This is a genomic window from Bradyrhizobium sp. UFLA05-153 (assembly GCF_054185185.1).
Window position 1 is genome coordinate 44,286 of sequence record NZ_JBBIAM010000037.1, and the last position, 26,522, is coordinate 70,807.

Below are 26,522 nucleotides of genomic sequence, written 5' to 3' on the forward strand. Positions count from 1 at the left end.
CTATCAGCGCGAGGGCTTTGACCCGCCGGTTCCTGCGCCATTTCACGCCGGTTTGAAACTTCCCGCCGCGTGCAGCGTAGCCCTTTATGCTATCTCTTGGCGACTATGAGGGATTTCAGGCATGAATCCGATTGATCTGATTGTGACTGTCTGCGCGGTGCTCTCGCCGACCACCTGCGAGGAGCAGCACCTGGTGTTCGCCTATGGCGGGTCACCGAGGCAGTGCGCCATGGCGGCGCCGCCCTATATCGCGCAATGGGTCGGCGAGCATCCGAAATGGCAGGCCGTGCGTTGGCGCTGCGAATATCCGCACAGCAACGACAAGGCGGAGGCGGGCGGAGCAAAGCCCGCCGCCTGAGCCGCCACGCTATTTGGTGCAGTCCTTCAGGTCCTTGTCGGCAATCGAGAACACCGCGTCCGCCCTGATTTCGATATCGCGGACGACACACTGCCGTGAGTTGGGGTAGCTGACCTTGGCGTCGTAGCGGCCCGGCTCGACGCCGGTGATGCGCAGCCGCTCGTCATGGTCGACCTCCTTGTCCTTGTCGTTCAAGGTCTGGTTCGGTCCCCATTCGGTCTTGCCGGCGGGCGAGAGCTGGAAGCCGGAGATGGTCTCCGAGGTCAGATTCCAGAGCCGGATGCCTTTGCCCTTGCCCTGCGCGGCAGCTTCGCCGGCACACGCCACCACCACGATCAAAGCCAGACACCAACGCATCATCAGCCGCTCCTCCTCATGCCGTCATTCTCTGATGACGCGCTCGACGTTCCTTGCCTTGTCGAAATTCTTCGCGCGGTCAAGTCCGATCGGTGCGACCAGCCTGGTCGAGACGAGATCGGCGCCCTCGAAATCAGCGTCGATGACGGTCGCGCCACTGAGATCCGCGCCGCCGAGCTGGGCGCTTTTGAGCGAGGCGCCGGTGAGGTCGGCGCCCTTGAGTACGGCGAATTCGAGATCGACGCGCGAGAGGTCGGCGTTGCGCGCGTTCAGCCCCGAAAGCTTCGCCGAGCGCAGCACCGTCCGCATCAATCCCATCGACTGGTTGCGCATGTCGGCGCCGAGATGCGCGTCCGCGATGGACGCGCCAATGAGGCTTGCACCGGAAAGGTCGGCGGCGATGCGCGCCCCGGTCAGATCGGCGCCGTCGAGACGCGCGCGAGCCATCTGCGAGGCGAACAGATTGGCGCCCTTCAGGCTTGCGCCGGTGAGGTCGGCCTCCAGCAGCCAGGCCTGGTCGAGGATCGCGCGATCCAGCCGCGCGCCGGCGAGCTTCGTCTTGTTGAGCCGCGCGGCGCGGAGGATGGCGCCGGACAGGTCCAGCCCCGAGAGATCAAGGCCGGACAGCCGCTTGCCGGTAAAATCGGCCGGCGCGGCCGCATTCGCTTTCGCCAGCGCGGCTTCGACCTCCGGCCTCGTCATTTCGGCCGACGTCATCGCCGGCGAGGTGAGGTCGAGGTCGCGCATCATGTCTTGCGCGTTTGCCGCAGACGCGACAAGCGCGAGGCCGAACATCGTCAGGGCGACCGTTCGCTTCATGATCAAACTCCGCCGCCGGCTTGTTTAGCACGCCAGAGCATGATCCGGAAAAGTGGGAAGCGGTTTTCCGAAAAGATCATGCTCCAACAATAACCTAAAGCGCGATCTTATCGCGCTTTAGCAAAGCGGCCGCCTATGAGACATCGCGCCCGGCGCGCTCGCCCTGCGTTCGCCGCACGAGGCCGGCCTTGATCGCGGCGATCTCGGCCTCGCCCCGCGCGCCGCGGGGGATGCCGATGGGCACCTCGGCCAGCATCCGTGCCGGCCGCGGCGACAGGAAGAACAGGCGGTCGCCGAGGCGCACCGCATCGTCCAGGCTGTGCGTCACCAGGAGCGTCATCACCGGCCGGCTTGCGACCAGCGTTGCAATCTCCTCGCGCAAGCGGCCGGCCAGCGCGTCGTCGAGCGAGGCGAGGGGTTCGTCGAGCACCAGCAGGTCGGGCTCGACGGCGAAAGCGCGGGCGAGCGCGACGCGGCGCGCAAGCCCGAGCGACAATTCGCCGGGATAGTGGCTGCGATGCGCTTCCAGCTCGAGGATCTTGAACAGCTCGGAAAGCTTGACGTCGTCGACCTCGGGAGCCGCCAGCCGCACGTTCTGCTCGACCGAACGCCACGGCAACAGCCGCGGCTCCTGGAATACCATGCCGACGCGCGCGTTCGGCGGGCGCCTGATGTCGCCCCGGAAATCGCGGTCGAGACCCAGGATGATGCGCAGCATCGTGCTTTTGCCGCAGCCGGACGGGCCGATCAGGACGCCGACCTCGCCGGCGCCGAGCGAGAACTTGACCGGCGCGAGCACCTCGTGCGTCCCGCCCGCGGCGCTCGTGAAGGTCTTGCCTAAAATGTCGACTTCAAGCCGCACGGGGCCGCCACCGGGTTGAGCGGGTTTCAAACGGCTGCACCAGCAGGGTCTCGATGACGAGCACGACGGCCGCAAAGGTCAGCGAATAGGCGAGCAGGCGCGGCGTGTCGAACAGCTGGAAGGCGACGCCGATCTCGAAGCCGACGCCGTTCGGCCGTCCCAGGAGTTCGGCGACCAGCACGATCTTCCAGACCAGCGACAGGCCGGAGCGCGCAGCGGCGGCGACATAGGGCGCAAGCTGCGGCAGCACGACGTGGCGGAAGGTGCGCCAGCGCGACATCGCGAACACCGTCGCCATCTCGTCCAGCGAGCGGTCAAGCGCCCGCGTCCCCTCTCGCAAGGTGACCACCGCGGTCGGCAGCTTGTTGATCGCGATCGCCGCGATGGCTGCGGCTTCGGTGAGGCCAGCCCAGATATAGGCGAGCACGATCACGACTAGCGCGGGCAGGTTGAGCAGCAGGATCAGCCAGGGATCGCCGAGCCGGTCGGCGAGCCTGTTGCGGCCCATGAGATAACCGATCGCGCTGCCGAGCGACATCGCCAGCACGAAGGCCAGTATGACGCGCGCCAGCGTCGCTCCGAGATGCAGGAACAGCGCGCCGGAGGCCGCTTCCGCGATCATCACGTTGAGCACCGCAGGCGGCGAGGGCAGTTTTGCCCCGCCGACGAACAGCGCGGCGATCCACCAGATCGCAAGAAACAGGGCAAACGAGACGAGACGCAGCAACCTCAGTCTCCGCCGGGTGCGTGATAGAAGGTGCCGGGATCGAGCTCCGGTGCCGGCCCGACCAGCTCACGGCCGCCGACCTCGGCCAGCACGCGATAGAGCACGCGCGCATCGGCCTCTTCGTCGTCAATGTTCCGGTGCGGGATGCCGTCGCGATAGCGGTTGCGATAGGCCTGCAGCAGGGCGGGATCGCTGGTGCCGGTCAGCGGTGCGACCTTCTCCCATGCGGCATCCGAGGTGGTCAGTAGCTCCTTGGCCTTGCGTGTCATCGCGATGAAGCGCGCCACGACGTCACGGTGGCTCGCCGCCCAGCCTTCGTCGAAGACGTAGCCGACTGCCGCGACCGGTCCCTTGGCGCCGAGATTGGGCAAGATCTCCTCGATGCCGGCGAGGCGGCGAAAGCCCTTGGCCTCGAGCTGGGCGCAGAAATTCCAGAAATTGAGGCTCGCATCCATCTCTTCGTCGAGTGCCTTGGCGGCGAGCAGCGGCGGGGCGCCGTAGACGATGCTCGCGTCGGACTTGAGGTCGATGCCGTCCTGCTTCATCCGCGCCTGCAGCAGCAGCCAGCTCTTGTCGATGGCGCCGCCGGCAACGCCGAGCTTGCGGCCCTTCAGGTCCGCAAGCGTCTTGATCGGCGAAGAGGCAGGCACCATCACCGCGCCGAGCGCGCTCGAATAGGGATAGAAGGTCAGCTTGGCGCCGAGCGCGCGCTCGCGCGACACCCACAGCCAGTCCGACAGCATGATGTCGGCATTGCCCGCGCGCATCGCGATTTTGCCGGCCTCGGTGCTCGCGAGCTCGGTGACCTCGAGCGAAAGATTGGCGGCCTTGTCGAGACCCTGGTCGCGGATCGCAGCCAGTTCCCAGGAGAAGGTCCCGGTTTTCTGCACCGCGAGGCGGATTGTGTCCGCAGCGTGGCTGGTCCCGCCTTGCGTCAACGCGAGAGCAATCGATACGGCCAATGTTCGAACCAAGCGTCCCATCACTTCCAGGCCATTTCCATAAGACGTGTGCTTTTCAGAACCATAGGCATAGCATAGTTTCCATCGCAACCAGCGGGAGGACGGCCATGATCTCAGCACGACAGCTACGACCGATTGTCGCCGCCCTAGCCGTGCTCGCCGCCACCGCGATGGCGGCGCCGGCCGAGGAGGCCAATGATTATCCGACCGCGGCACGTGCCGAATACGTCTATGGTTGTATGAAGGCCAATGGCGAGACCCGGCAGGCGATCGAGCAATGCTCCTGCTCGATCGATGTCGTCGCCTCGATCGTGCCCTATGAACGATATGTCACCGCAGAAACCGCGCTCAGCATGTCGCAGGTACGTGGAAACCTCGGCGCCCAGTTTCGCACCTCGGAGCAGGCAACCTCAGCCGTCAACGATCTCCGGCGCGCGCAGGCCGAGGCCGAGGTGAGGTGTTTCTGATGACTCCGTCATTCCGGGGCGATGCGAAGCATCGAACTATGGTGCGCACTTGCGCACCTGAGAATCTCGAGATTCCGGGTTCGGTCCTGCGGACCGCCCCGGAATGACGGAGATCGAAAGTCACATCCCCGGCCTCTCTACATCCCACTCGTTCCGGAATATGTGCCCGTCCGTATCCGTCGCCTCCGCGCGAAAGTGTTTTGCGCCGGTGGAGACGTAGGTGAAGCGGATGTTGGGATCCTCCGAGATCGAGATGCCGCCTTCCACTGCGAGCACGAGGCTGTCGTCCTGCCAGAGCCTGAGCTGGTTGACGAAGAACGCAGGGATATAGAGCTGCGTGACCTGATCCATCTGCAAGCCGGAATTGTTGGGATGGCCGATCATGATCTGCGCCTCCCGGATCCGGCTGGCGGGCGCTTCATCCGCGCGGGCGAATTGCCGGTAGCGCATCTGGCCGAGCCGATTTTTGGCTTCCTCGGCGTTCTTCGCCGCCGGTGCGGAGCAGCCGCCGGACGCTTTCACATAGGTCTTGCTCACATAGAGCTGCCCGTCGCTGAGTTCGGCGACGGCGTGGACGTCGGTGTAGTTGTTGACCCGCACGCGCGTTGAGATCTCCGAGACATTGGCATCCAGCCCGAGCTCGAACCTCGCCGCCATCGGCGCCGGGTTGCGGTCGATCACCAGCGTGATCGCGCGGATGCGCCTGTTGTCGCCGGGCGAAAGCTTTGCGCGCAGCGTGACCGGCACGATGGCCGCATCTTCCGCACGGTAAGGCATCTCGATGCCGATGACGTCGTTGCCGTCGTTCATCGGGCGGTTGTTGAAGATGTCCTGCACGAGGCCCGGCCAGGGATCATAGGCCTCTTCAGTGCGCGCGGGCGGTGCCGCGAGCGCCATGCCGAGCAGTGTGGCCGCAAAGGTCAGGCGAAGCGAATGTTTGATCATGAGCGCGGCTCTCGCGTGGACGAAGCAGGGCGGCAGCGTAGCGCGAGCGCTACTCCCATTCAATTTCCGAAAATGCTGCGGTTGCGTTGCGCGCATTGTAATCGTCGAACAATTGCCAGCGCCCATGCTCGCTTGCGCCTGCCTTGTCCGCAGCCGCCCTGATCGGCTCGCCCTTCTGATTGAGCGCGCGCACGTCGGCGAGCAGGGTTTCGAGATAACGGCGCTGATCGGCGAGCGCTGCGGGCCAATCGCTCACGGGACCGTGACCGGGAACGACACGCTGCGCCGGCAAGGTTTCGATCTGCCTGAGCACAGCGAGCCAGCCGCGGATGCTGCCGTCCATCACCGGAACATGGCCGAGGAACACGAGATCGCCGGCAAACAGCGTCTTGCTCGCCTCGTCCAGCACCGTCAGGTCGTTGTCGCTGTGTGCGGCCGGCCACGCCCGCAATACGAGACTACGCGATCCGAGGTCTAGCCGCATTGTGTCGGTGACGAGCAGCGTCGGCGGCACGATCCTGACGGGATCGATCAGCTCCGCGCCCATGGTCCGGCGGAAATTGTCCAGATAAAACGACCCGCGTGTGGCAAGCGCCTGCGGGAGCTTCGCATGGCCAACGAAGCTCGTGCCCTCGTGGGCGAAGGCTATATTGCCGAAGATGTGGTCGGGATGGCCGTGGGTGTTGATGACGTAGCGGATCGGCTTGTCGGTCCGCGCCCGTACGGCGGCAAGCAGTGCCGCGCCCTCGCGGACGCTGCCGCCGGTGTCGATCACCGCGACCGCGTCCTTGCCGATGACGAAGCCGACATTGGCGATCGCACCCTCATTCTCGGAGTTCATCAGGGCAATTGCCCCGGCGTGCACGAAAATTCCGGGGGCGACTTCGCTCACAGGCAATTCAGGTGGGATTGCGCGTGCTAGCGTCGAGAGTCCCAGCAGGGCAAGCACCGCGATCAGCCGAGCGACATGCGCCATCTTTACGCCTCAGTTCCGAACATCGCGCGGCATTGCACTGCAACAAGTCGAGTCATCAAGCGAAGTCGGCAAGAAACTTCGCCAACCATGGCGCGTAACGTGATCCATGGATAGCATTCAATCAAGAAAACAGGAGGAAGCGCGATGACGGAGGCCGGACGACATCGTCGCTGGTTGTTCTCGATGTTGGCGATTGCTGCAATATCTGTCGCTGATGGCGCCGCGCGCGCACAGACCACGGACGGCGGCGATCTTTCGTTCGAATTGGTCGATCCAAAAGTGCTGCGCGTCTGCGCCGATCCGCGCAACCTGCCGTTCTCCAACGAGAAGGGGGAGGGCTTCGAGAACAAGCTCGCGGAATTCTTCGCCGAAAAACTCCAGAAGAAGCTCGACTACGTCTTCTTCCCGCAGGCGACCGGCTTCGTGCGCATGACGCTGGGCGCGCATCGCTGCGACGTCATCATGGGCTTTCCGCAAGGCGATGATCTCGTCCAGGGCACCAATCCCTATTACCGAACCTCTTATGCGCTGATCGCCAAGCCCGGCAGCGGGCTCGAGGACGTCGATACGCTCGAGGACGAGAGGCTGAAGGGCAAGCACATCGGCATCATCGCGGGCACTCCCCCGGCGACCAACATGGCGATCGCGGGCCTGATGGCGAACGCAAAGCCCTATCCGTTGATGATCGACACCCGCTTCGACAATTCGGCGCAGGCGATGGTTGACGATCTCAATGCCGGCAAGATCGATGCCGGCGTGCTGTGGGGCCCGATGGCCGGCTTTTACGCCAAGAAGGCCGCGCAGCCGCTCCATGTCACGGCGCTGGTGAAGGAAACCACCGGGCCAAAGCTCGTCTATCGCATCGGGATGGGCGTGCGCCCCGCCGACCAGAACTGGAAGCGGCAGCTCAACCGGCTCATCCAGGAGAACCAGGCCGAGATCAACAGGATTTTGGTCGATTTTGGCGTGCCGCTGCTCGATGAGAGCGACCGCCCGCTCGGCGCGGAGACTGCCAAGAAGTCGCCATGACGAAATCGCCATGAGTACGTTCTCATGAGGCGGCATCTTGCCGCTGCGCTCGTTGTCGCAGCGCTCCTCGCGCCGGCGCTTGCGCAGCAGCAGGAGCCCTTTGAGCCGGAGGGTTATCGCACCGACAACTACCGGGCGCCGGTGCCGGCGACGCTCGCCGGCGCGCGCGTGCTGACGACGGCGGAGGCGGAAGCGATCTGGCACGAGAAGAGCGGCACCTTCATCGACGTGATGCCGCGCCCGCCGAAGCCCAAGAATCTTCCCGCGGGCACGATCTGGCGCGATACGCCGCGCTTTGACATCCCCGGCAGCATCTGGCTGCCGGACACCGGCTATGGCGCGCTGCCGCCCGCGATGGAGGACTATTTCCGCCGCGGCCTTGAACGCGCCTCGCACGGCAGCAAGTCGGCGTTGCTGGTCATCTACTGCCTCGCCGACTGCTGGATGTCGTGGAACGCGGCCAAGCGCGCGCTCGGCTATGGCTACGCCAACATCGCCTGGTATCCCGAGGGTACCGACGGCTGGGAACGCGCCAGGCTCATGACATCACAGACACAGCCGGAGCCGCGGCCGGATGAAGGCAAATAGCAGGCGCGCGCGAGGCGCCGCTACTTCGCCTTTTGCAGCTTGGTGATGGTTTTGGAGCCGTTGGCGTCGGTGGAGAAGCTCACGCGATCGCCGGCATGGACGCTCTCGAGCATGCCTGCATCCTTGGCCTTGAACTCCTGCACCGGGCCCGTCGCACCGCCATTGGCGCCGACCGTGCCGCCTTGCACCTCCTGGATCGAAATGGTGCTGTTGAGCCGGTCGATCTTGGTGATCATTCCGTTCATGTTGTCTTCGGCGATGGCCGCCGAGGCAAGCAAGCCGATGGCCGCAGCGCTGGCGAGAAGGAGTTTTGCTGTTCCCATCGAGGCCTCCCGACGTCTAGGTTTCATTTCGACAAGACATCTTAAATAGATTTGGTTCCGGCCGACAGTGTGGCAAAGGTTCACGATTCCCGCTGGGCAGCGGGAACCCTGTTCGCGCAGGCGTCAACGAGACTGACGCTATTCCATTTCCTGCTGGATCACGCGTCCGAGTGCGAACAGGCGCTGGTCGATTGCCGTCGGCACCTCGCAAACGAAGCGGACCACCTTGCGGCGGTCCTCGAAGATGCGGGTTTCCCAGATCAGCTGATTGGACAGCGCGTCGACCTTGGCCTCGTCGCGCGGCGTTGCGCCCTGCAACCTCTGGAGCTCGATGGTGTCGTCGCGGACCTTGTCGGCGGCCTCGCGCTGCTTGCGACTGACCCGCTCGAGCCCGTTCATCACCGAGGAGCGCTGGGCGTTGAGCGTGTCGAACAGGCCGGCGAACAGGAGCTTTGCGTTCATGGTCTTGTCGGAGGCGGAGCTTGCCAGAAACTCCTTCACTGATTTTTCGGCGTCATCCAGTGGCGTCTTGCGCGCCGATAATTTTGAGACCAGCGCGCTCACCTTGGCATTGTCCTTCCACTTGTCCTGGACGTCGTCGAGCGGCGGGCCGGCCCAGACCGCGGCGAGCGAGACTTCCGGGACTTTTGCCTGCGTGCAGGGCCAGTCGGGATAGCGCGGATCGGCCGCCTGCGAGGCCGCGGTCGATGCGGCGACCGCCAGGACGGCTATGGTCACGATCCGGAATCTCATCCTTCGCCTCCCGCGGGCCCGCGTCGCGCCAGCCCTCGCGACGGATCATAGGCATAGATCGCGCCGATCATGAAGACGATTGTGCAGGTCGCGACCACCGCCAGCGAGATCCAGTTGATCTGCCCATAGAGCGCGAAGCGGATCAGCTCGACCGCGTGGGTGAACGGATTGGCCTGGCAGACATAGTAGAGATACGGGCTGCCTTCCTGCACGCGCCACAGCGGATAGAGGGCTGATGAGGCAAAGAACATCGGGAAGATCACGAAGTTCATCACGCCGGCGAAATTTTCGAGCTGCTTGATGCCGGAGGAGATCAGCATGCCCAGCGAGCCCAGCATCAGGCCCGACAGCACCAGCGCCGGCAGCACGGTGAGATAGCCTGAGGGCGGCGGCGTGATGTCCCAGGCCCAGGCGATGACCAGGAACGCGTAGACCTGCAAGAGCGACACTGCGGTGCCCGCGAGCAGCTTGCAGGACAGCAGGAACCAGCGCGGCAGCGGGCTCACCAGGAGCGTACGCATATTCCCCATCTCGCGGTCATAGACCATCGAGAGCGAGGACTGCATGCCGTTGAAGAGCTGGATCATCGCCATCAGCCCGGGCGCGATATAGACCTCATAGAGGATGTAGGTCTCGTAGGGCGGGATGATCGAGATGCCGAGTACCTGACGAAAGCCGGCGGCGAAGATGAACAGCCAGACCAGCGGACGCACCAGCGCGGAGACGAAGCGCTCGCGCTGGTGCAGGAAGCGCAGGCCCTCGCGCCAGACGATGCCGGTGAGGCAGGTCATGTAGGCCGAGAGCGGGAAGCCGCGTGGTGTGGCGTCGCGCGTGGTGATGCTGCTCATGCGCCGCCTCCCGGCATCGTCTGCGCCCCGGTGAGGCGCATGAAGGCGGAATTGACGTCCTGCGCGCCGGCCTCGGCGATCACGCGGCCGACCGGTCCCTTCGCCAGCACCTTGCCCTGATGCAGCACGACGAGGTCGTCGCTCGCCGTGATCTCGTCGAACAGATGCGTGGCCCAGAGCACGCCGATGCCTTGTTCGGTCACGAGCTGGCGGACATGGCTGATGATGTCGGCGCGGGCCTTGACGTCGAGGCCGACGGTCGGCTCGTCCAGCAGCAACAGGCGCGGCCGGTGCAGCAGCGCCCGCGCGATCTCGAGCCGCCGCATCTGCCCGCCCGAGAGATCGCGCACCTTGTTGCCGGCGCGGTCGGCAAGACCGATGCGACCAAGCAGCTCTGCGCTACGCGCGGCCGCCTCGCGCCGGCTGATGCCATGGAGCGCGGCGTGGTAGAGCAGGTTCTGCGTCAGCGACAGGTCGAGGTCGAGCGTACGCGGTTGGAACACGACCCCTAACAGCCGCAGCGCCTCACCAGGATTTTGGCTGATGTCATGGCCGAAAATGCCGACGTGGCCGGTCTGGATCCCGAACAGGCGGGTGATCAGAGAGAACAGCGTGCTCTTGCCGGCGCCGTTGAGGCCGAGCAGTGCCGTGAAGCTCGCAGGCTGAACCGTGAAGGAGACGTCGATCAGCGCACGGCGCGGGCCATAAGCGTGGCTGATGCCGTCGATCGACAGCGCCGGCACTGCGGCCGCCTCTAGCCGGGGCGCGCTTTCGGTCGAGGCGGCGATCGGTGCAGGTGTCGTCATGGCGCGATCGTAATGCCCCAGGGCAGTTCGCCGACCTGAATGGTCTTGATCACCTTCTGCGCTGCGACGTCGATGACCGAGACGTCGTTGGATACGCCATTGGTGGTGAGGAGATATTTTTCATCCGGCGTGAACGCCATGTGCCAGACCCGCTGTCCAACCAGGAGATATTTCGTCACCTTGCGCGTGGCGGTGTCGACCACGGCAATGCGATTGGCGGGCCCGAGCGCGATGAAGGCGGTCTTGTCGTCCTTGGTCATGCCGATGCCGACCGGCTGGATCGCCTCGCGTCGCAGGCCGGGGATCTCGAAAGTGACCTTGCCGATCACCTCGCGTTTTTTGGGATCGATGATCGAGACGGTGCCGCCGATCTCCGAGGAGACCCAGAGCTCCGAGCTGTCGTGCTTGAACTCGGCAAAGCGCGGGCGCGCGTCGACCAGCACGTTGCCGACGATCTGGCGCGAATCCGTGTCGATGAAATGCGCCATGTTGGTCGTTTCCGACGTGTTGATCAGCGTCTTGCCGTCGGGGCTGATGGTCATGCCCTCCGGCTCGACGCCGACCTGGATGTCGCCGATCCGCGCGCGCTTCTCCAGATCGATCACAGTGACCGTGTTGTCGTTCTCGTTCGCGACATAGAGCACCTTGCCGCTCGCATCCTGGGTGAACAGCTCGGGGTCGGGGCCGGAGGGCAGGGTGTCGACGATGCCTTGCGTCTTGGCGTCGATCACCTGGATGGTGTCGTCGTCACCGACCGCGACCATGACGAATTTCCCGTCGCGCGTGAACTCGATGCCGCGCGGGCGCTGGCCGACCTTGATGGTCTTGGTCACCGTCCAGCTCTCGGTGTCGATCACCGTGACGGTGTTGCTCTTCTCGTTCGAGACATAGGCGATGAACGCATGTGCCGGCGCGGCGAGAGGCCAGATCAGCAGGGCCAATAGCAACCAACCACGCGATATGCGAACGCCCTCTCCACGGGCTCGATTCACCTCCCCCGCTTGCGGGGGAGGTCGCATCGCTTCGTAAGATGCGATGCGGGTGAGGGCTCGTTCCTCTAGGGGGTTCTTTCTTGCGGAGACACCCTCACCCCAACCCTCTCCCGCAAGCGGGAGAGGGGGCGCGGCGTCGTTGTGGCGGTAGCCGGATTTCATCTCATGTTGCTCACTTCAACTTGCATTTGCTCTCCGGGCGATCATAGCCGAGCGTATCGAGCTCGGAGACCTGGTGCAAAAAACCTTCCTGCGGCGACACCGACACCACCATGCGGCCGTCGACCAGCAGGATCGGCTGGCGGAGCTGCAAATTCCAGTCGCGCAAGGTCAGCCGCGTGCCCTTGAAGGCGGCGACGGAAAAATCCGGCCCTTTGATGAAGTCGGCGACCTTCTTGACGTCGCCGGAATTGGTGCGCGAGGTCGCTTCGCCGATCATGCGCGCTGCGGTCCAGGCCTGCATGTCCAGCCCGGTCATGCGCCGCGAATTCAGCTTCATGAAGCGGTTTTGCATCTGGATGGCGCCCCACTGGTCCTGCGCCGCATCCCAGCTGCGTGGCACGAGGCCGGCGGAGCCTGCGACAGGACGGGGGTCCCAAGTACGATAAGGCAGGTAGGCACCGAACACCTCGCTCTCGTCGGCGACGACCAGCACGTCATACGCAGGGGCCTGCTGCGTAAAAACGGGCATCTGGCGCTGGATCAGCGTCACGCCGCTATCGGTGCGGCGGGCGCCGCCGGTATCCTCAAACGTTCGCTCCTGCACGATCTTGGCGCCGAAGCGCGTGGCGGCGCGGCGCAGCGCATCGGCATAGAGCTTGTCCTCGTCATGCGAGCCGACCACGAGCAGCCAGCGCGACCAGCGCTTCCACACCAGATATTGCCCGAGCGCATCCGCCAGCATCGCGCGCGTCGGCGCCACGTGGATGACATTGGCGCGGCAATCGGTCTCGCGCAGCCGCTCGTCGATCGCACCAGCGTTGAACAGCAGCGTGCCGTGATCGCGCAGGCCGTCGGCGACCTTCAGAAGCGCGTCCGCCGGCAGGTCGGCGATAATGAACCCGTTGTGCTCGGCGAGCGCGGTCGCGGCCTGGACCGGATCCTCGCCCTCCTTCAGGCGATGCTCCTCCAGCTTGAAGCGCTGGTTGAGGAATTTGCCGGTGGTATTGTTGTCCTCGACCGCAAGCCGCGCGCCGGCGACGCCGTCATTTTCGGCGGGCTGCTCGACCAGCGACAGGGTCGATCTGGTGCCGGCGACGCCGAGATAGCCGATCCCGATCTCGGTGGGCTCGGCCGCGAGCGCCTGCGTCGCCGCAAGACCAGCGCCAACAAGACTGACGCCGATCAGGCCGACCAACCATCGGATCATGCTTCCTCCTTGTCGTCCTCCCCGGCTTAGGTATCGGTAGAGGTATTTCCCGCCTTGAAACATGACCGATTTGGCTTAGCTTGCAACCCCGCATTTCGTCGTCGCGACACGAGGGAGCAGGTCACGATCATGCGAGCGCTTTTGCTGGCCGGCTTATTTGTGTTGACTGGTACGGCCGCATTCGCCGATCCGCCGAAACTTGCGGTGTTCGATTTCGAGTTGATCGACACCAGCCTGCCGGGGGAGTTCTACGGATCGAAGCCGGAGAACGAGCGCATGCTGCGGATCAGCGATCAGTTGCGCAAGGAACTGGCACAATCGGGTAAGTTCCAGGTCGTGGATATCGCGCCGGTGAGTGATGCGGCCCGGCACAGCAATCTCCAGGCTTGCGGCGGTTGCGACGTCAAGCTGGCGGGGCAGTTGGGCGCCGATCTCGAAATCACCGGCGTGGTGCAGAAGGTCTCGAACCTGATCCTCAACCTCAACATTTACCTGCGCGACGTGCACACCGGAAATCTCGTGACGGTGGCCAGCGCCGACATGCGCGGCAATACCGACGAATCCTGGTCCCGCGCCATGAGCTACCTGATCCGCAACCGCCTCCTCGCCCCGAACTACGGCAAGCCGGAGTAGAGGAGCTTCTTCGCGCCCCAGGCACCGCTGAACCCGCTTCGCCACCTTCTCCCGCAAGGGAGAACGGAAAGCAGCATGCTCCACCTTACGCCGTCAATCTCGCCGCGTGCCAGTGCAGGTGATCGCTCATGAAGGTCGAGATGAAGTAGTAGCTGTGGTCGTAGCCGGGCTGTCGCCGCAGCGTCAGCGGGATATTCGCCTTCGTGCAGGCGGCCTCCAGCAGCTCAGGGCGAAGCTGCTCCGTCAAGAAGTTATCGGCATCGCCGTAGTCGACCAGAAAGCCCGAATATTTCGCGCCGTCCTCGATCAGCGCGACGGTGTCGTGCGCGCGCCAGGTGTCCTTGTTGGGACCGAGATAGCCGGTGAGCGCCTTGGTGCCCCAGGGCACTTGGGAGGGCGCGACGATCGGCGCAAAGGCGCTGGCGGCGCGATAGCGGTGCGGATTGCGCAGCGCGACCGTCAGCGCGCCGTGGCCGCCCATCGAGTGCCCCATCACCGATTGACGCTTGGCATCGACCGGAAACGTCTCCGCGACAAGCCTCGGCAACTCGTCGGTGACGTAGCTCCACATGTGATAATTGCGTGCGAACGGCTCCTGCGTCGCGTCGACATAGAAGCCGGCTCCGAGGCCGAAATCATAGGCGTTGTTGGGGTCACCAGGCACGTCAGCGCCGCGCGGGCTGGTGTCGGGCGCGACGAAGATCAATCCAAGCTCGGCGCAGGCGCGGCGGAACTCGCCCTTCTCGGTGACGTTGGCATGCGTGCAGGTGAGACCGGAGAGATACCAGACCACCGGCAGCTTTGCGCCGTCCTCGTGCGGCGGCACATAGACCGAGAAGGTCATGTCGGTCTTGGTGGCGCTGCTCGCATGGCGATAAACGCCCTGCACGCCGCCGTAGGATTTGTTGGTCGAAACAGTCTGGATCGTCATGCCGAAAAACTCCGTGGCGTCTCGCCACATCAAGATTGCAACGCGTATGTGACCGAATTTTTGCGAAAGCGTGCTTCGTCAGGCGACGCCGCTGTCGATCGCCAGTCGCACCAGCTCGACCGAGGTCTTCACCCCGAGCTTCTGGCGCATGATCGACGATGTATTGGCGACCGTCTTGTAGGAGGATTGCACCAGCCAGGCGATCTCCGAGAGGCTCTTGCCCGCGCTCAGTAGCCGCAGGATCTCCATCTCCCGCGCGTTCAGCTTCGACAACGGATTCTGCGCGAGCTGGGGCCCGGCGAACGCGATGCTGCGGGCGATCGCGCTCGGCAAATAGGTTTCGCCCTTGCCGACGGCGCGGATCGCCTCGACGAGGTCGTTGGGATCGCCGGTCTTGGAGACGTAGCCCTTCGCGCCGCACTCGATGGCGCGCGCGGCGAAGGCCGGATCGTCGTTCATGCTGAACATGATGATGCGGGCGTCAGGTGCGCGATCGAGGATGCGGCGCGCCAGCTCGAAGCCCGAGACGGTCGGCAGGTTGATGTCGATCACGCAGATGTCGGGGCGCTCGACGATGAACACGCACTCGCCGCTTTCGGCGTCGGCGGCTTCCAGAATATCGATCTCGCCTTCGTCGGCCAGCACGGCACGGCAGCCGGAGGCTACGATAGGATGATCGTCAACGATCAGAATGCGCATAGGCGTTCCCCGCGACAGCCATTCGCGCCTTTGGTTTTTGCGTCGCATGAGCCTCCGCAACGGTAACGCTCGCAACGAACGTCCCGCGTCGGACCATGCAACCCGGCCGAGATTGCTGTACGGTTCGGATTAGATATCGGGCGCTTTGGTCATGTCAACGCTCCCGATGAACGAACCTTCGCGGGCAGCGGGCGAAAGCAATGTGGCAAAATTTATCCTTGCGCGGGCGCATCAATCTCCTGCTGGCGCTCGTGCTGGCTTTGGGGCTTGGCGTCAATATCGCGCGGCAGGTCGCAGAGGCGGGGCCGCGCGTCCAGGCGGAGGACCAGAGCGTGATCCGGCTGGCGCGCGAGTTCATCGAGATGATCGTCGCCGAGCTGAAGGAGGCGCCCGATCCCGACGCCAGGCTGAACCAGATCGCGCACGACCTCAACCGGAAGCGCCACATCAGCATCGCGCTGCGCGATGCCGCGGGCAACGCGTTGACGCCGCCGCGCGCCGGCGAGGATGATGATGCGCGGGCGCCGCCGGCCTGGTTCGTCAGCCTGGTTCATCCCGAGCAGACCGCGGTCAGCGTCCCCGTTTCGATCCACGGCAATCCGGGCTCGCTGGTCATCACCTCACATCCCAATGACGAGATCGCCGAGATCTGGGACGGCATCGTGACCCAGCTCGAGATCGGCTCGGCGATCGCGCTGGCGCTCTTCCTGGTGACCATGACAGTCGTCAGCCGCGCGCTGAAACCGCTCGAATCCCTCTCGCAGGCCATGATCGCGCTCGAAGCCGGCCGCTATGACGCGCGCGTCGCGCCCGGCGGCGCGCCGGAGCTCGCTGCGATCTGTACCCGGCTCAACCACCTTGCGGCGACGTTGGGCGAGGCGGTCGAGGAGAAGCGACGCCTTGCCGAGCGCGCGGTGTCGCTCCAGGACAGGGAACGCAAGGAGATCGCCCGCGAACTTCACGACGAGTTCGGGCCCTATCTGTTCTCGCTGCGCGCGCATGCGAGCGCGCTGGCAAAGCTCTCTGAGGCGCGCGAACTGAGTGCCGAGACGGTGCGCAAGCATTGCGGTGCGATCCTGGAGCAGGTCAACGCGCTCCAGCAGTTCAACCGCCGGGTTCTGGAGCGCCTGCGGCCCGTGGGCCTTGCCGAGCTCGGCTTGCGGCAGGCGCTCGAAGCGCTGTCGCGGCTGTGGCGGGAGTCGCATCCCGACGTGCGGATCGAAACCACGATCTCGCCCGAGCTCGGGGTCACCGGCGAGACCGCCGATCTCACCATCTATCGCATCGTGCAGGAGGCGCTGACCAACGTGTTCCGTCACGCGCGCGCGACCTCGGTGAATGTCACGATCGAGCCGGCCGAGCAGCCCGGCGTCGCGCGGGAGGGACGCGGCTGCGCACGCGTGCGGGTCTGCGACAACGGCCGCGGCATAGAGGAGGGCCAGAAGCTCGGCTTCGGTCTCGTTGGCATGCGCGAGCGGATTCTCGCGCTCGGCGGCACGCTCAACGTCGCATCCAGCGAGGGCGGCGTGACGGTGGAGGCGCTGATCCCAACGGCGGCGAGTTGAGGATCGGGAATAATTCCCGATTTCGTCGGGAAATATGGTGCCGATACCGCCCGACCTTTTGTAGCTGGCGCGTTTCGCTCTTTGACCTGTATCCTTCACGTCAAAACCGGCGGGGACAAATGAGCCGGAACATTGCGCGTGGAGACGTGTCGACCATGGGGGTTCGTGGGCTGGTTATACTTTCAATTTTTACGGGAATGGTAGTTGGTACCGACGCAGCTTTCGCACAGGACGAGGAGACCAACGTTCAGAACCTGCCGGCCGTCGAGGTGACGGCACCGCCGCAGACCAGCGCCAGGCGCGCGCCCACTCGGGCGAGACCCACGATCCGCGTGGCGACGCGTCCCCGGGCCAGGGTTTACGTTTACCCGACATCGCCCGGCGCCTCCGGCAGCATCGAAGTTGACAAGATTCCAGCCAGCATCAATGCGGTCGATTCAAACCAGATCAGCCGCACCCGCTCGCCGGACATCGCCGTTGCCCTGCAGCAGTACGTGCCTGGTCTCAGCATCAATGAGGTGACCGGCAATCCATTCCAGCCCGATGTGCAGTTTCGCGGCTTCGTCGCTTCACCTCTGGCCGGCACGCCGCAGGGCTTGGCCGTCTATCAGAACGGCGTGCGCATCAACGAGGCCTTTTCCGATACTGTCAATTGGGACCTGATCCCGACAGCCGCGATCCGATCGGCCCTGGTTGTGACCAACAATCCCGCGTTCGGTCTCAATGCGCTCGGTGGTGCCATCGATCTGCAGATGAAGAACGGCTTCAACTATCACGGCGCCGAGATCGACGTCATGGGCGGCTCATTCGGTCGCATCTATGGCTCTGCACAATGGGGCAAGCAGGTCGACAACAACTGGGCGGTCTACGGAGCGCTTGAAGGCATTCACGACAACGGCTTCCGCAATTTCTCGTCGTCGGACGTCCGGCGCTTCTTTGGCGATGTCGGGTATCGCTTTGAAGGCAACGAATTCCACCTCAACATGGGCCTTGCCAACAATTCCCTGGCCGGCCCCAGCACTGTTCCGGCGGAATTGCTCCAGCAATATTGGGGCGCGACCTATACAACACCGCAAACCACTTCCAACAAGGTCGGTTATCTCAACCTGACCGGCAAGGTGGAGGCGACGCCGACTTGGACGTTTGAAGGCACGGCGCATGTGCGGCGCTTCAGCCAGAACACCGTGGACGGAAACCCGACCGATACGCAGCCCTGCGCCGCGGATGCGACGCTGCTCTGCTTTGGCGACGTCAACCCTTTGACTGGCCTCCAACCGCCGGCCAACGGCCTGAATGGCGCTCAGCTCGTCAATCCCTTTGCGCCGGATGCCATACTTGGCGAGATCGATCGCACCAGCACGCGATCGACCACGTTTGGCGTATCCGGGCAGGCGACCAACAACGATCAGTTGTTCGGTCATGAGAACCGCTTCGTGATCGGCGCAAGCTATGATGTCAGCAGCACCCGCTTTACCGGTAGCGCCGAATTGGCAACCATAGGCACGAACTATGTCGTCACGGGCAGCGGCATATTTCTGGGCCAGTCCGGAGTTCCGACATCAATCGGTCCGGTGTCGCTTCGCACCGTCAACCAGTATCAGGGACTTTATGCGCTCGACACGTTCAACGTGGACGATCGCTTTGCGGTGACGGCAGGCGGGCGGTTCAATGCGGCCCGTGTCACGCTGATGGACCAGCTCGGCACCGCGCTCAATGGCGATCATACCTATGATCGATTCAATCCGGTCGTCGGCGGCACCTACAAGATCACGTCGGAAGTGACTGCCTATGCGGGCTATTCCGAAGCCAACCGTGTGCCGACGCCGCTTGAACTCGGGTGCGCCGATCCGACGAGGCCGTGTGTCATCGGGCAGTTCTTGATTGCCGATCCGTCACTGCAGCAAGTTGTCTCCAAGACCGTGGAAGCGGGCTTCCGCGGCACCAAGGAATTGAACATCGGCTCGCTCGGCTGGAAGATCGGCGCCTACCGCGCCACCAACTACAACGACATCCTCGCGACCCCAATTCCGGGGCTGACGGGATTCGGCTTCTTCCAGAACGTCGGCCGGACGCGCAGACAGGGTATCGAAGCCGAGGTGAGCCTGAAATCGAATGCGATTCAATTCCAGGCGAGCTATGCGTTCCTGGATGCGCGCTTCCTCGATGCGCTGCAGCTTGGCTCGAACAGCCCGTTCGCCGACGCCGACGGCAATATCCAGGTTCTGCCGGGCAACCACATTCCGCGCCTGCCGAGCCACCTCGTCAAGGCCAGCGTTGAATATGCTGTTACCGACGTTTGGAAGGTCGGGGGCGATGCGCTCTTTGTCTCAAGCCAGTATTTCGTCGGCGACGAATCCAACCAATTCCCGAAGCTGCCGTCCTATGCCGTGTTCAACCTCCACACCTCTTACCAGGTCACCAAGAACCTCCAGATCTACGGTCGCGTCGACAACGTCTTCGACAACCGTTACTCGACGCTCGGTACCTTCTTCGACAGGGAGGCACTGCCTAATTTCGCCAACGGCGGCAATCCTTTCACCGATCCGCGCTCGCTGAGCCCGGCAAGGCCGCGCGCCTTCTATGCGGGATTGCGCGCGACGTTCTAGGACTGCGGGCCTGTGTCATCCTTTCAGGTCCTTACGCCAGACCAGCGAGCGTCATCGCTGTTCTGAGTTCATGCACCGTTGCCGTTTGCCCGCCAGCGGCCTCGAACGCCATAGGGGCCGGATTCAGCGGAAGCCGCGTCACATTGGCCGGGCCTCGCGGCGGCTCGAACATCATCGCCTGGCTTGCGCCGAATGGAATCCGATCGAGCTGCCGAATGGCGCTGCGCATCTCGCGCAGTCCGGCATTGAGCGGCACGGCAAGGGGCCGCTGATCGGACCAGACGCCAAGCGCGCGGGCCGCATCCGGCAGCCCGGCCCCGGTCTGCCATGGATGACCGATGGGTTGCGCCGTGTCCTTCAGGATCTGGAACAGCCGTTCGACCCGCCGATAATCCTTTGCGATGAAGCTGCCCTTGAAGTCGGCGTGGTCAGCCAGGATCAAGGCGGCAAGCGCGGCAACGTGAGCCGCCGCAAGCGAGCTGCCGTCGCAGACCGCGTAGCCATCCGGCGACTGGCAGGCGACAATCGCAACACCAGGCGCGCACAGGTCGAGCTCGGGCCCGCGGCAGGCGAACGGCGGCACGAACAACCCGCCCGAAGCCGCCGTGGCCGCTGCGGCCTGTGCCGCCTGCGGACTGTCTTCCGGGAAGCTGCCGATCTGTCCGACTGCGCCGACCGCCATGACATGGGCAGAACAGGCCGGAAACAGCACGCCTGCTCCGGAGTTGCCGGCAGCGGCGATGATGCCGATGCCTTGCTGCTTGGCCATCGCAATGCGCTGCTCGACCAGCACGGAGCCCCGCTCGCAACCGACGCCAACGCACGCCACGTCGATGCCATTTTGCAGGCAGTCATCGAGAGCCGCGATCAGGTCGCTACAACGGGCGTCGGTGGGAAGCTTGCAAACATGCAACTCGCTATCCGGAGCGTAGCCGCGGATGCCGTGATCGGCCTGCGGAGCGGCATTGATGATGCCTGCGCAAGGCGTGCCGTGGCCAGCTGCGTCTTTCGACCACGAGCGTTCTTCGCAACCTCTGGCATCGATGCCGTGATCAATCCTCGCCAATTGCTTGTGGCTGGTCGCCACGCCGCTGTCGATGAGGGCGATCTTGATGTCAGCTCCACGGCACTGGTTTGGAATCCGATCGAAGCGCATCGCTTCGCCGCCCCAATCCAGCCCGCCAGCCAGCGGCAACGGTTTGAGGGTGAAGGTGTTCACCGCATCGGCCTCGATATACGGCCGCTGTTGCCATAGGCCCCAATGGCCGGAGCGTGGGCTGACGAATACGTCGGTGATCGTTTCAGGCACTTCGTCCTGCAGCGTCAGACTGACGCTGCCATCACCATCCGTCCGCCCTTGAACTGACCCCTGCTCGCCGATGAGCCGCACCATTGCCTGCTCCACGGGCGTCCCAGCTTCGCTGAGGACCCGGATCGTCACGTTCAGGTCCGGCCCAAGTGCGGTCATTGTCGCGGTCGCCGGGATGAAAGACGAGGCCGGGCCGGCGAAGGATGCAGCTCGTAGAATGCTGTCGGGCTCGATGACCAGGCTGCCGCCCGTGGAGCGGCGCAAGGCGGCCGCGGCTTCGTCGGGCATACGCACGATCGCAATGGGAGGACCGCTGATGCCGCGCTGGTCATGGGTCCAAAGGATATTGCCGAACTGATTCAGTTGTTCGGCCAGCGTTTGAGCGCTGACGCCGGGGCCCGCCGGTGCGATCATGTATTGAGTGGCGCGCGCTGGTTTGCGTCGATTGCCGCGCGAGGTCGGTTGCGCATCATCTGGACCTGTTGCCATGGCGTCACCTCCTTGATCTCAGTGAATTGAAGATTGCGCGTGATCGATCGAAGCCTGTCGCAGCAACGGAAGGCGAGGATCGGCTGCGCGGACGGCTTCGATCGCCCGATAGGCCAGCCAGATCAGGTTGAAGGCCTGCGCATAGTCCCGCTCGGTAAACCTGTTGGCTGCCTGGGTGACGATCGAAACGCAGTTTTCCAGGCCGGCATGCTGGGCAGCATTGGCCTCGAGATAGGCAGAGAGCGAGCGCAGCGATTCTGCGATCATGTCTCCGATCATGTTGTCCGCGGCCTGATGATCGAGCACCGCGTTCGGTATCGGGAAGTTGCCGGGCATGGTCCGGAACGGCTGCTCGAACGCTTGCGACTGCAGGCGCAAGAGCAGCGGCATCAGATTGCCGAGCAGGCCCACGAGCTGCTGAATGTCTGAGGAGTGGCGCTGCGACGCGGTTGCCGCAGAGGGGTTTGAATCCGACATGAGGGTTCTCCTTCGGAGGACGTGCGCAACGGCCGAGCGCGACCGCCGCGTCTGGCGGCGGTCGCGCCATACCGTGCGGTCAGATCATCCGCTGCTGACCGTAGGCCTGAAGGTTACCGATCACCTGCGGAATGATGCCGATCAGCTGGCGGGTGATGTCGGCGACGTCCTGCTGCGTCAGTTGTCGCTGCTGGCCGAACGGCGTCTGGCCGCCGAATGCCGCCTGGAACTGCGGCGCGCCGGATTGCGCACCCCACAACTGCCCAGGCTGAGTCTGCCCCGGATAGCTGAGACCGAATTGACCGAGGCCTCCGAATTGACCCTGACCGAGACCGCCATGCATGGCCGAATGCTGCATCTGCGGCTGGCTCTGCAGCATTCCCATGATCTGAGGCACGATGGGCAGGAGTTGTCGCACGACTTCGCTCACGTCTTGCGGGCTTAGCTGCCGCGGTGCCTGGCCGTAGGCCGCATAGCCGATTCCTGCGAACGGAGTTTGCGCCTGCGCAAGAATTTGAGGCAGCGCCGGTACCAGTTGGCGCACGACCTCACTCACGTCCTGCGGCGAAAGCTGGCGCTGTTGTCCGCCCCAGTGCTGCTGACCCCAGCCCATTTGGCCGCCCCAGCCGGGGCCATATCCAAACGCGCCAAAGGTCGGCTGACCGCCGAACTGTCCGTATTGCTGTCCGTAGGCCGCCTGGCCCAATCCAAGACCGCCTCCTCCATGCTGTTGGCCGCCTTGCGAACCAAATGCTCCGGTTCCCCATTGTTGCGGACCGAATTGTCCGAATGGCGAACCAGGCCCGAGGTTCTGTTGCAGGGTGTCATAGTAGGTCATCGCTTGCCTCCTCGCGATGGTGGGTGCCCTCAGCCCAATGTCTTGCCAAGTCTCTGTCTTGCGAAGTCTGGATCTTGCGAAGGCTGTCGCATGCGCGACGCCTTCTGCGGCAATAGCGGATCGTCACGCCGGTGCGACGGCGCTGGACATTCAAGTTGAAATGCTTGGCACGAAAATCTCAGCCGCAAGCAACGTCGTCCACTTGAGAGATGCAAGTTGCTTCCCCTCAAGGTGACACGCCAACGGTGAGATGTTTTAGAGCGGCAACAAGATGACAGCCGTTGAGAGATGTGGAGCGGATTTTCCTCGCTGGCGATGTGGCCAGCCATTTCGTTATGTTATGTCCGACGTCCGCTCAGACGCTCTGCAATTACGCTGACCTCTCTCCAATCTTTCCAATGAGCATAGACGCGAAAAACGTACTTGCGGCGAAATAGTTTCGCGAAAGCGCGGCGATATTTTGGCGGCAATCAATCTCAGCAAAATTTCAAGTCCGCGGATTTTCGTCAGCACTCTTTGCCTGGTCAGCAAGCTTTCCGATGTGCGCTGGTGTCAACTTGCGCGCATTCTAATAGGCGAGGTTGAGTAATGTGCCGACGCGCTCGGAGGTGGCGGGATGGCTGCGAAGCAAGCGCATCGGATCATGCGCGAATGCGGATGTGGGCCTTGACGCAGAGCCGGTGTGATGGCGCTCGAGCTTGTCGAGTGCGGCGATGAGCGCCCGCGAGTCGCCGGTCAGTTCGAGCGCTGTTGCATCTGCATCCAGCTCGCGGACGCGCGACAGTGCCAATCCAAGGAGCTGACCGAGAGTTGGAGCTGCGCTCAGCAGCGTCGCCAGTGGCCGGCTTGATGCCATGCCACCGTGATGATGATGGCTGCTCCGCAGCAGCGTAAGACCAGCGAGCGATGTCCAATCGATCGCGCGACGCAACGCCGTCGCCCAGCTCATGGTCCGGGCATCATTGTTACGGATATGAGCAACTTCATGGGCCAGGATCCCGGCAATTTCGTCGCGCGTCATGCCGCGCAGCAGGCCCTCGGTGAGCACGATGGCACTGCGTTCTGGTCCGCCGAGCGCATAGGCATTCATGTCGCGCGGTGCCGGCAGGCAATAGAGATCCGGCGATCGAGTAAGGCCCGCCCGGCAGCAAACCCCTGTCAGGATGGCGAACAGGTCCGGCACCTCGGCAGGGGACAGCAGGCGGGCGCCGAACCAGCGATACATGCTCTCGCGTGAGATGACGGTTTCGTCGGGACGGGGCATGCTTCCCAACAGCGCCCGCTGCATTCCCTCGGCTCCGCCGACGATCCAGCCGCACACGGCAAGCAGCAACGTCATTGCAAGGATCGCCAATGCAGATGATTGATGGTTCGCGGCCTGATGGGCGTGCCGTCGATGCCGCAACCGCCACTGGTCTCTTGAGCTCAGTTCGATACGGCAGCGCAGGAAGACGCCTGCCTCTCCCGACGGCCAATGGATCTCCGCGATGACGGTAGGGCCGCACCGTAAGACGCGCAACATTTCTCGCGGCGCTTGTCGCACCAAAGCAAACGAGATGCCTGGCGTGAGGCCGGCGAGGCCATCGTGGCCATGCCGATCACCACGCAACGCCATCGGGCTAACGCCAGCGTGAATCACCCCTGTCCCCTCGTGCGCGCTCAAAGCGAAAAGTTATGGGTCTGCCGGTGCCTTGTCATGCGAGTTTCATGCCTTGGACACAGAAAGTCCCGGTATCCACACAGGGGTCTCCCATCAGCTTCGCTGCAAGCGGTCCGGATGAGACCGCAAGCACCAGGTTTTGTTCAAGCTAAACCATGGTTTGGTCGGCCAAACCCTGTCGAACATGGAAGATCCGGCCGGGCCAGGTCTGTGACCAAGATCAATTTCGCGGCAGCCAGGTCACCTCATGGCACGGCGGACATGGGTCGACACCCCCGGCACAAGCGCACGGCTTCGCCTCACACGCAGGCGTTGATGGAACGGAGCTCAGCCGCGTTGTTTGGCGGGCCGGACCAATTTCGTCCCGCAAGTGGGCAACAAAGAAGCCCTCGTATACGTAAGTATAGTCGTCACAAGGCATATTCCTGAACGATCATTGGCCACTGCGAGGTTCGACCCGCCGTGCATCGTTGGCGATCGTCGGGGTTATCTGCCGCTCCGGGGGCGAGGGACAGCCCCACTATCCGGTGCGAGAAATTTGTCGATTTGATCCATCGCTCTCGAGCAAGAGTCGATTATGCAAGATCCGGTTCAAGTGCCGTCGGTCGCGCTCGATTCGAATCAGCGCAAGCGCCACGAGGAGGCGCTGCGCGAGAGCGAGGAGCGCTTTCGCACCTTGGTGCAATTCTCCTTCGATGTGTACTGGGAAACCGATGCGCAGCATCGCTTCATCCGCCAGGAGTTCGCGGAGACGCTGGCCGAGCCGCCGGTCGCCGAGATCGGCAGGACGCGGTGGGAGGTCCCGCATCTGGAGCCTGATGAAGAGGGCTGGCGCAAGCACCGGGAGATGCTGGATGCCCACCTTCCGTTCCGCGATTTCGAGCACGCGCGGCCGACGCCCGATGGCGGCAAGCGCTACGTGTCCGTCTCCGGCCTGCCCGTCTTTGACGAGACGGGGCGCTTCACGGGCTACCGCGGCGTCGGGCGCCACATCACGGAGCGCAAGCGCGCCGAACAGGCGCTGATCGAGAGCGAGGCCCGTTTCCGGACCTTCGTGGACCACGCCACAGATACGTTCATGCTTCACAGTGAAGACGGTCGCGTTCTCGACGTGAACCGAAATGCTTGCGAAAGCCTGGGCTACAGCCGAAGCGAACTGGTTGGGGCAACTGCGTCCTTCTTCGATCTGGAGATTGATCAAGCGACCTGGCGGATCAACCGCGAGCGCATCAAGGCCGGCGGCATCACGACGCTCGAGAGTCGCTATCGCCGAAAGGACGGCACCGTGTTTCCCGTCGAAGTCCGCATGCGGGAATTCTGCGAAGGCGGCCGACGACAGATCATTTGCCTGAGCCGCGACATCACCGAACGCAAGCGAACCGCCGAGACGTTCCGCGAGATGCAGGCGGAACTGACACACGCCAATCGCGCGGCGGCAATGGGCCAGGTCACGGCTTCGGTGACACACGAGTTGAGCCAACCGATCACCGCGATGCTCTGCAACGCAGAAGCCGCACTGAACTGGCTGGGATCTCAATCTCCGAATTTCGAAAGGGCACGGCAGGCGCTCGCATCCATTGTCGCAGACGCCAAGCGGGGCGGCGAGATCATCGGCTGGATCCGTTCGTTGATCAAGAAAACGCCGGCGCCGAAAGAGAGCATCGACGTCAATGGTGCGATCCTGGACGTGATCACCATAGCCCGGAGCGAGCTGCTCAAGCACGGTGTCTTGATCCAGACGGACCTCGCTCCGGGCTTGCCACGCGTGGAGGGCTATCGCGTCCAGCTGCAACAAGTTGTTCTGAATTTGATCCTCAATGCGATCGAGGCAATGAACTGCCTCGACGTGGGGGGACGGGAGCTGCGGATCAGCACGGCCGGAGATGCCTCAAGTCGCGTTGTTGTCGCCGTGCGGGACAACGGTCCCGGACTTGACGGGGTAATGGTCGATCGCCTGTTCGAGCCCTTCTACACCACCAAGCCGGGCGGGACCGGCATGGGCCTGTCGATCTGCCAATCGATCATCGAGGCGCACGGAGGACGACTTTGGACCGGTGCGAATGAACCAAGGGGCGCGGTGTTTCAGTTCAATCTGCCTTCGCAACAGGGATGATCGAGGTCGCTGGCTAGGCAG

General features: G+C 63.8%; 27 protein-coding genes. 8 read left to right on the plus strand and 19 right to left on the minus strand.

Features of this window, described 5'->3' with window-relative positions; genetic code table 11:
- Nucleotides 1-121 precede the first annotated feature (121 nt).
- Entirely contained in the window at nucleotides 122-358 is a 237-nt protein-coding gene (locus tag Q2941_RS22420; protein ID WP_027525759.1) for a hypothetical protein, read from the plus strand.
- Nucleotides 359-367: 9 nt separating this feature from the next.
- Here Q2941_RS22420 and Q2941_RS22425 read toward each other — a convergent pair whose 3' ends face one another.
- From Q2941_RS22425 to Q2941_RS22445, 5 genes are all read right to left on the minus strand, one after another.
- Nucleotides 368-715: a hypothetical protein gene (locus Q2941_RS22425; RefSeq protein WP_458193768.1), complete on the minus strand. Its 348-nt coding sequence runs from the start codon at nucleotides 713-715 to the stop codon at nucleotides 368-370.
- Between the two features lie 24 nt (nucleotides 716-739).
- Nucleotides 740-1,534, minus strand: coding sequence for a pentapeptide repeat-containing protein (locus Q2941_RS22430; RefSeq protein WP_458193751.1), 795 nt, complete (start codon nucleotides 1,532-1,534; stop codon nucleotides 740-742).
- 133 nt (nucleotides 1,535-1,667) lie between these two features.
- The gene (locus Q2941_RS22435; RefSeq protein ID WP_458193752.1) at nucleotides 1,668-2,396 is read right to left on the minus strand and encodes an ABC transporter ATP-binding protein; all 729 of its coding nucleotides are present in this window, start codon (nucleotides 2,394-2,396) and stop codon (nucleotides 1,668-1,670) included.
- On the minus strand, nucleotides 2,386-3,123 hold the full coding sequence (locus Q2941_RS22440; protein WP_027525755.1) for an ABC transporter permease: 738 nt from the start codon (nucleotides 3,121-3,123) through the stop codon (nucleotides 2,386-2,388). The genes Q2941_RS22435 and Q2941_RS22440 overlap by 11 nt, the downstream gene beginning before the upstream one ends.
- Nucleotides 3,124-3,125: 2 nt before the next feature.
- Nucleotides 3,126-4,106, minus strand: coding sequence for an ABC transporter substrate-binding protein (locus Q2941_RS22445; RefSeq protein ID WP_035663749.1), 981 nt, complete (start codon nucleotides 4,104-4,106; stop codon nucleotides 3,126-3,128).
- Nucleotides 4,107-4,192: 86 nt separating this feature from the next.
- On the opposite strand from Q2941_RS22445, the gene Q2941_RS22450 reads away from it, so the two are divergent.
- Nucleotides 4,193-4,552 carry a hypothetical protein gene (locus Q2941_RS22450; RefSeq protein WP_027525753.1) on the plus strand — a complete coding sequence of 120 codons (360 nt, stop codon included), beginning with the start codon at nucleotides 4,193-4,195 and terminating at the stop codon, nucleotides 4,550-4,552.
- Between the two features lie 120 nt (nucleotides 4,553-4,672).
- Here the strand turns inward: Q2941_RS22450 and Q2941_RS22455 are convergent, their stop codons facing one another.
- Together Q2941_RS22455 and Q2941_RS22460 are read right to left on the minus strand one after the other, a co-directional pair.
- Nucleotides 4,673-5,497, minus strand: coding sequence for a quinoprotein dehydrogenase-associated SoxYZ-like carrier (locus tag Q2941_RS22455; RefSeq protein ID WP_458193753.1), 825 nt, complete (start codon nucleotides 5,495-5,497; stop codon nucleotides 4,673-4,675).
- A 49-nt stretch (nucleotides 5,498-5,546) separates the two neighbouring features.
- Nucleotides 5,547-6,473, minus strand: a complete 927-nt coding sequence (locus Q2941_RS22460; RefSeq protein ID WP_458193754.1) for a quinoprotein relay system zinc metallohydrolase 2 — start codon at nucleotides 6,471-6,473, stop codon at nucleotides 5,547-5,549.
- 144 nt (nucleotides 6,474-6,617) lie between these two features.
- Here Q2941_RS22460 and Q2941_RS22465 point away from each other — a divergent pair, with 144 nt between their 5' ends.
- Together Q2941_RS22465 and Q2941_RS22470 are read left to right on the plus strand one after the other, a co-directional pair.
- The gene (locus Q2941_RS22465) at nucleotides 6,618-7,502 is read left to right on the plus strand and encodes a substrate-binding domain-containing protein (RefSeq protein ID WP_458193755.1); all 885 of its coding nucleotides are present in this window, start codon (nucleotides 6,618-6,620) and stop codon (nucleotides 7,500-7,502) included.
- A gap of 24 nt (nucleotides 7,503-7,526) precedes the next feature.
- A complete protein-coding gene (locus Q2941_RS22470) occupies nucleotides 7,527-8,090 on the plus strand; it encodes a PQQ-dependent catabolism-associated CXXCW motif protein (protein WP_458193756.1) in 564 nt (187 codons plus the stop codon).
- 20 nt (nucleotides 8,091-8,110) lie between these two features.
- Here the strand turns inward: Q2941_RS22470 and Q2941_RS22475 are convergent, their stop codons facing one another.
- The 6 genes from Q2941_RS22475 to Q2941_RS22500 all read right to left on the minus strand — a co-directional run bounded on the left by Q2941_RS22475 (nucleotide 8,111) and on the right by Q2941_RS22500 (nucleotide 13,181).
- Nucleotides 8,111-8,413 (minus strand): copper-binding protein, encoded by a 303-nt coding sequence (locus tag Q2941_RS22475; protein WP_027525748.1) that lies wholly within the window; start codon nucleotides 8,411-8,413, stop codon nucleotides 8,111-8,113.
- 138 nt (nucleotides 8,414-8,551) lie between these two features.
- Nucleotides 8,552-9,166: a hypothetical protein gene (locus Q2941_RS22480; RefSeq protein WP_027525747.1), complete on the minus strand. Its 615-nt coding sequence runs from the start codon at nucleotides 9,164-9,166 to the stop codon at nucleotides 8,552-8,554.
- Entirely contained in the window at nucleotides 9,163-10,014 is an 852-nt protein-coding gene (locus Q2941_RS22485; protein ID WP_458193757.1) for an ABC transporter permease, read from the minus strand. Before Q2941_RS22485 ends, Q2941_RS22480 begins: the two co-directional genes overlap by 4 nt.
- The gene (locus Q2941_RS22490; RefSeq protein WP_458193758.1) at nucleotides 10,011-10,820 is read right to left on the minus strand and encodes an ABC transporter ATP-binding protein; all 810 of its coding nucleotides are present in this window, start codon (nucleotides 10,818-10,820) and stop codon (nucleotides 10,011-10,013) included. Before Q2941_RS22490 ends, Q2941_RS22485 begins: the two co-directional genes overlap by 4 nt.
- A complete protein-coding gene (locus Q2941_RS22495) occupies nucleotides 10,817-11,839 on the minus strand; it encodes a YVTN family beta-propeller repeat protein (protein WP_458193769.1) in 1,023 nt (340 codons plus the stop codon). Before Q2941_RS22495 ends, Q2941_RS22490 begins: the two co-directional genes overlap by 4 nt.
- A 145-nt stretch (nucleotides 11,840-11,984) precedes the next feature.
- Nucleotides 11,985-13,181 (minus strand): ABC transporter substrate-binding protein, encoded by a 1,197-nt coding sequence (locus Q2941_RS22500; RefSeq protein ID WP_458193759.1) that lies wholly within the window; start codon nucleotides 13,179-13,181, stop codon nucleotides 11,985-11,987.
- Between the two features lie 129 nt (nucleotides 13,182-13,310).
- Between Q2941_RS22500 and Q2941_RS22505 the strand changes: the two genes are divergently transcribed.
- Nucleotides 13,311-13,814, plus strand: coding sequence for a DUF3280 domain-containing protein (locus Q2941_RS22505; protein ID WP_027525742.1), 504 nt, complete (start codon nucleotides 13,311-13,313; stop codon nucleotides 13,812-13,814).
- Nucleotides 13,815-13,899: 85 nt separating this feature from the next.
- On the opposite strand, the gene fghA is transcribed toward Q2941_RS22505, so the two are convergent.
- Nucleotides 13,900-14,745: an S-formylglutathione hydrolase gene (fghA, locus tag Q2941_RS22510; RefSeq protein WP_027525741.1), complete on the minus strand. Its 846-nt coding sequence runs from the start codon at nucleotides 14,743-14,745 to the stop codon at nucleotides 13,900-13,902.
- A gap of 78 nt (nucleotides 14,746-14,823) precedes the next feature.
- Complete coding sequence (locus tag Q2941_RS22515) at nucleotides 14,824-15,444, minus strand: response regulator (RefSeq protein ID WP_027525740.1); 621 nt, start codon at nucleotides 15,442-15,444, stop codon at nucleotides 14,824-14,826.
- 200 nt (nucleotides 15,445-15,644) lie between these two features.
- On the opposite strand from Q2941_RS22515, the gene Q2941_RS22520 reads away from it, so the two are divergent.
- A complete protein-coding gene (locus tag Q2941_RS22520) occupies nucleotides 15,645-17,009 on the plus strand; it encodes a histidine kinase (RefSeq protein WP_458193760.1) in 1,365 nt (454 codons plus the stop codon).
- Between the two features lie 197 nt (nucleotides 17,010-17,206).
- Nucleotides 17,207-19,615: a TonB-dependent receptor gene (locus Q2941_RS22525; protein WP_458193761.1), complete on the plus strand. Its 2,409-nt coding sequence runs from the start codon at nucleotides 17,207-17,209 to the stop codon at nucleotides 19,613-19,615.
- Between the two features lie 31 nt (nucleotides 19,616-19,646).
- Here the strand turns inward: Q2941_RS22525 and Q2941_RS22530 are convergent, their stop codons facing one another.
- From Q2941_RS22530 to Q2941_RS22545, 4 genes are all read right to left on the minus strand, one after another.
- Nucleotides 19,647-21,413, minus strand: a complete 1,767-nt coding sequence (locus tag Q2941_RS22530; RefSeq protein ID WP_458193762.1) for a S8 family serine peptidase — start codon at nucleotides 21,411-21,413, stop codon at nucleotides 19,647-19,649.
- An 18-nt stretch (nucleotides 21,414-21,431) separates the two neighbouring features.
- A complete protein-coding gene (locus Q2941_RS22535; protein WP_027525737.1) occupies nucleotides 21,432-21,890 on the minus strand; it encodes a hypothetical protein in 459 nt (152 codons plus the stop codon).
- Between the two features lie 79 nt (nucleotides 21,891-21,969).
- Nucleotides 21,970-22,728, minus strand: a complete 759-nt coding sequence (locus Q2941_RS22540) for a hypothetical protein (RefSeq protein ID WP_027525736.1) — start codon at nucleotides 22,726-22,728, stop codon at nucleotides 21,970-21,972.
- A gap of 568 nt (nucleotides 22,729-23,296) precedes the next feature.
- Nucleotides 23,297-24,067 (minus strand): M48 family metalloprotease, encoded by a 771-nt coding sequence (locus tag Q2941_RS22545; RefSeq protein WP_051389959.1) that lies wholly within the window; start codon nucleotides 24,065-24,067, stop codon nucleotides 23,297-23,299.
- Between the two features lie 898 nt (nucleotides 24,068-24,965).
- On the opposite strand from Q2941_RS22545, the gene Q2941_RS22550 reads away from it, so the two are divergent.
- Nucleotides 24,966-26,501, plus strand: a complete 1,536-nt coding sequence (locus tag Q2941_RS22550; protein ID WP_458193763.1) for a PAS domain-containing sensor histidine kinase — start codon at nucleotides 24,966-24,968, stop codon at nucleotides 26,499-26,501.
- Nucleotides 26,502-26,522: the final 21 nt, after the last annotated feature.

Excerpts from the sequence above, each read along its gene's own strand:
- Q2941_RS22455 (WP_458193753.1), bottom strand. The coding sequence starts at position 5,497 with ATGATCAAACATTCGCTTCGCCTGACCTTTGCGGCCACACTGCTCGGC.
- Q2941_RS22425 (WP_458193768.1), bottom strand. The coding sequence starts at position 715 with ATGCGTTGGTGTCTGGCTTTGATCGTGGTGGTGGCGTGTGCCGGCGAA.
- Q2941_RS22505 (WP_027525742.1), top strand. The coding sequence starts at position 13,311 with ATGCGAGCGCTTTTGCTGGCCGGCTTATTTGTGTTGACTGGTACGGCC.
- Q2941_RS22420 (WP_027525759.1), top strand. The coding sequence starts at position 122 with ATGAATCCGATTGATCTGATTGTGACTGTCTGCGCGGTGCTCTCGCCG.
- Q2941_RS22450 (WP_027525753.1), top strand. The coding sequence starts at position 4,193 with ATGATCTCAGCACGACAGCTACGACCGATTGTCGCCGCCCTAGCCGTG.
- Q2941_RS22545 (WP_051389959.1), bottom strand. The coding sequence starts at position 24,067 with ATGACGTTGCTGCTTGCCGTGTGCGGCTGGATCGTCGGCGGAGCCGAG.
- Q2941_RS22525 (WP_458193761.1), top strand. The coding sequence starts at position 17,207 with ATGGTAGTTGGTACCGACGCAGCTTTCGCACAGGACGAGGAGACCAAC.
- Q2941_RS22550 (WP_458193763.1), top strand. The coding sequence starts at position 24,966 with ATGCAAGATCCGGTTCAAGTGCCGTCGGTCGCGCTCGATTCGAATCAG.
- Q2941_RS22500 (WP_458193759.1), bottom strand. The coding sequence starts at position 13,181 with ATGATCCGATGGTTGGTCGGCCTGATCGGCGTCAGTCTTGTTGGCGCT.
- Q2941_RS22490 (WP_458193758.1), bottom strand. The coding sequence starts at position 10,820 with ATGACGACACCTGCACCGATCGCCGCCTCGACCGAAAGCGCGCCCCGG.
- Q2941_RS22475 (WP_027525748.1), bottom strand. The coding sequence starts at position 8,413 with ATGGGAACAGCAAAACTCCTTCTCGCCAGCGCTGCGGCCATCGGCTTG.
- Q2941_RS22535 (WP_027525737.1), bottom strand. The coding sequence starts at position 21,890 with ATGTCGGATTCAAACCCCTCTGCGGCAACCGCGTCGCAGCGCCACTCC.
- Q2941_RS22515 (WP_027525740.1), bottom strand. The coding sequence starts at position 15,444 with ATGCGCATTCTGATCGTTGACGATCATCCTATCGTAGCCTCCGGCTGC.
- Q2941_RS22530 (WP_458193762.1), bottom strand. The coding sequence starts at position 21,413 with ATGGCAACAGGTCCAGATGATGCGCAACCGACCTCGCGCGGCAATCGA.
- Q2941_RS22495 (WP_458193769.1), bottom strand. The coding sequence starts at position 11,839 with ATGCGACCTCCCCCGCAAGCGGGGGAGGTGAATCGAGCCCGTGGAGAG.
- Q2941_RS22465 (WP_458193755.1), top strand. The coding sequence starts at position 6,618 with ATGACGGAGGCCGGACGACATCGTCGCTGGTTGTTCTCGATGTTGGCG.
- Q2941_RS22470 (WP_458193756.1), top strand. The coding sequence starts at position 7,527 with ATGAGGCGGCATCTTGCCGCTGCGCTCGTTGTCGCAGCGCTCCTCGCG.
- Q2941_RS22460 (WP_458193754.1), bottom strand. The coding sequence starts at position 6,473 with ATGGCGCATGTCGCTCGGCTGATCGCGGTGCTTGCCCTGCTGGGACTC.
- Q2941_RS22430 (WP_458193751.1), bottom strand. The coding sequence starts at position 1,534 with ATGAAGCGAACGGTCGCCCTGACGATGTTCGGCCTCGCGCTTGTCGCG.
- Q2941_RS22445 (WP_035663749.1), bottom strand. The coding sequence starts at position 4,106 with ATGGGACGCTTGGTTCGAACATTGGCCGTATCGATTGCTCTCGCGTTG.
- Q2941_RS22485 (WP_458193757.1), bottom strand. The coding sequence starts at position 10,014 with ATGAGCAGCATCACCACGCGCGACGCCACACCACGCGGCTTCCCGCTC.
- Q2941_RS22480 (WP_027525747.1), bottom strand. The coding sequence starts at position 9,166 with ATGAGATTCCGGATCGTGACCATAGCCGTCCTGGCGGTCGCCGCATCG.
- fghA (WP_027525741.1), bottom strand. The coding sequence starts at position 14,745 with ATGACGATCCAGACTGTTTCGACCAACAAATCCTACGGCGGCGTGCAG.
- Q2941_RS22540 (WP_027525736.1), bottom strand. The coding sequence starts at position 22,728 with ATGACCTACTATGACACCCTGCAACAGAACCTCGGGCCTGGTTCGCCA.
- Q2941_RS22520 (WP_458193760.1), top strand. The coding sequence starts at position 15,645 with ATGTGGCAAAATTTATCCTTGCGCGGGCGCATCAATCTCCTGCTGGCG.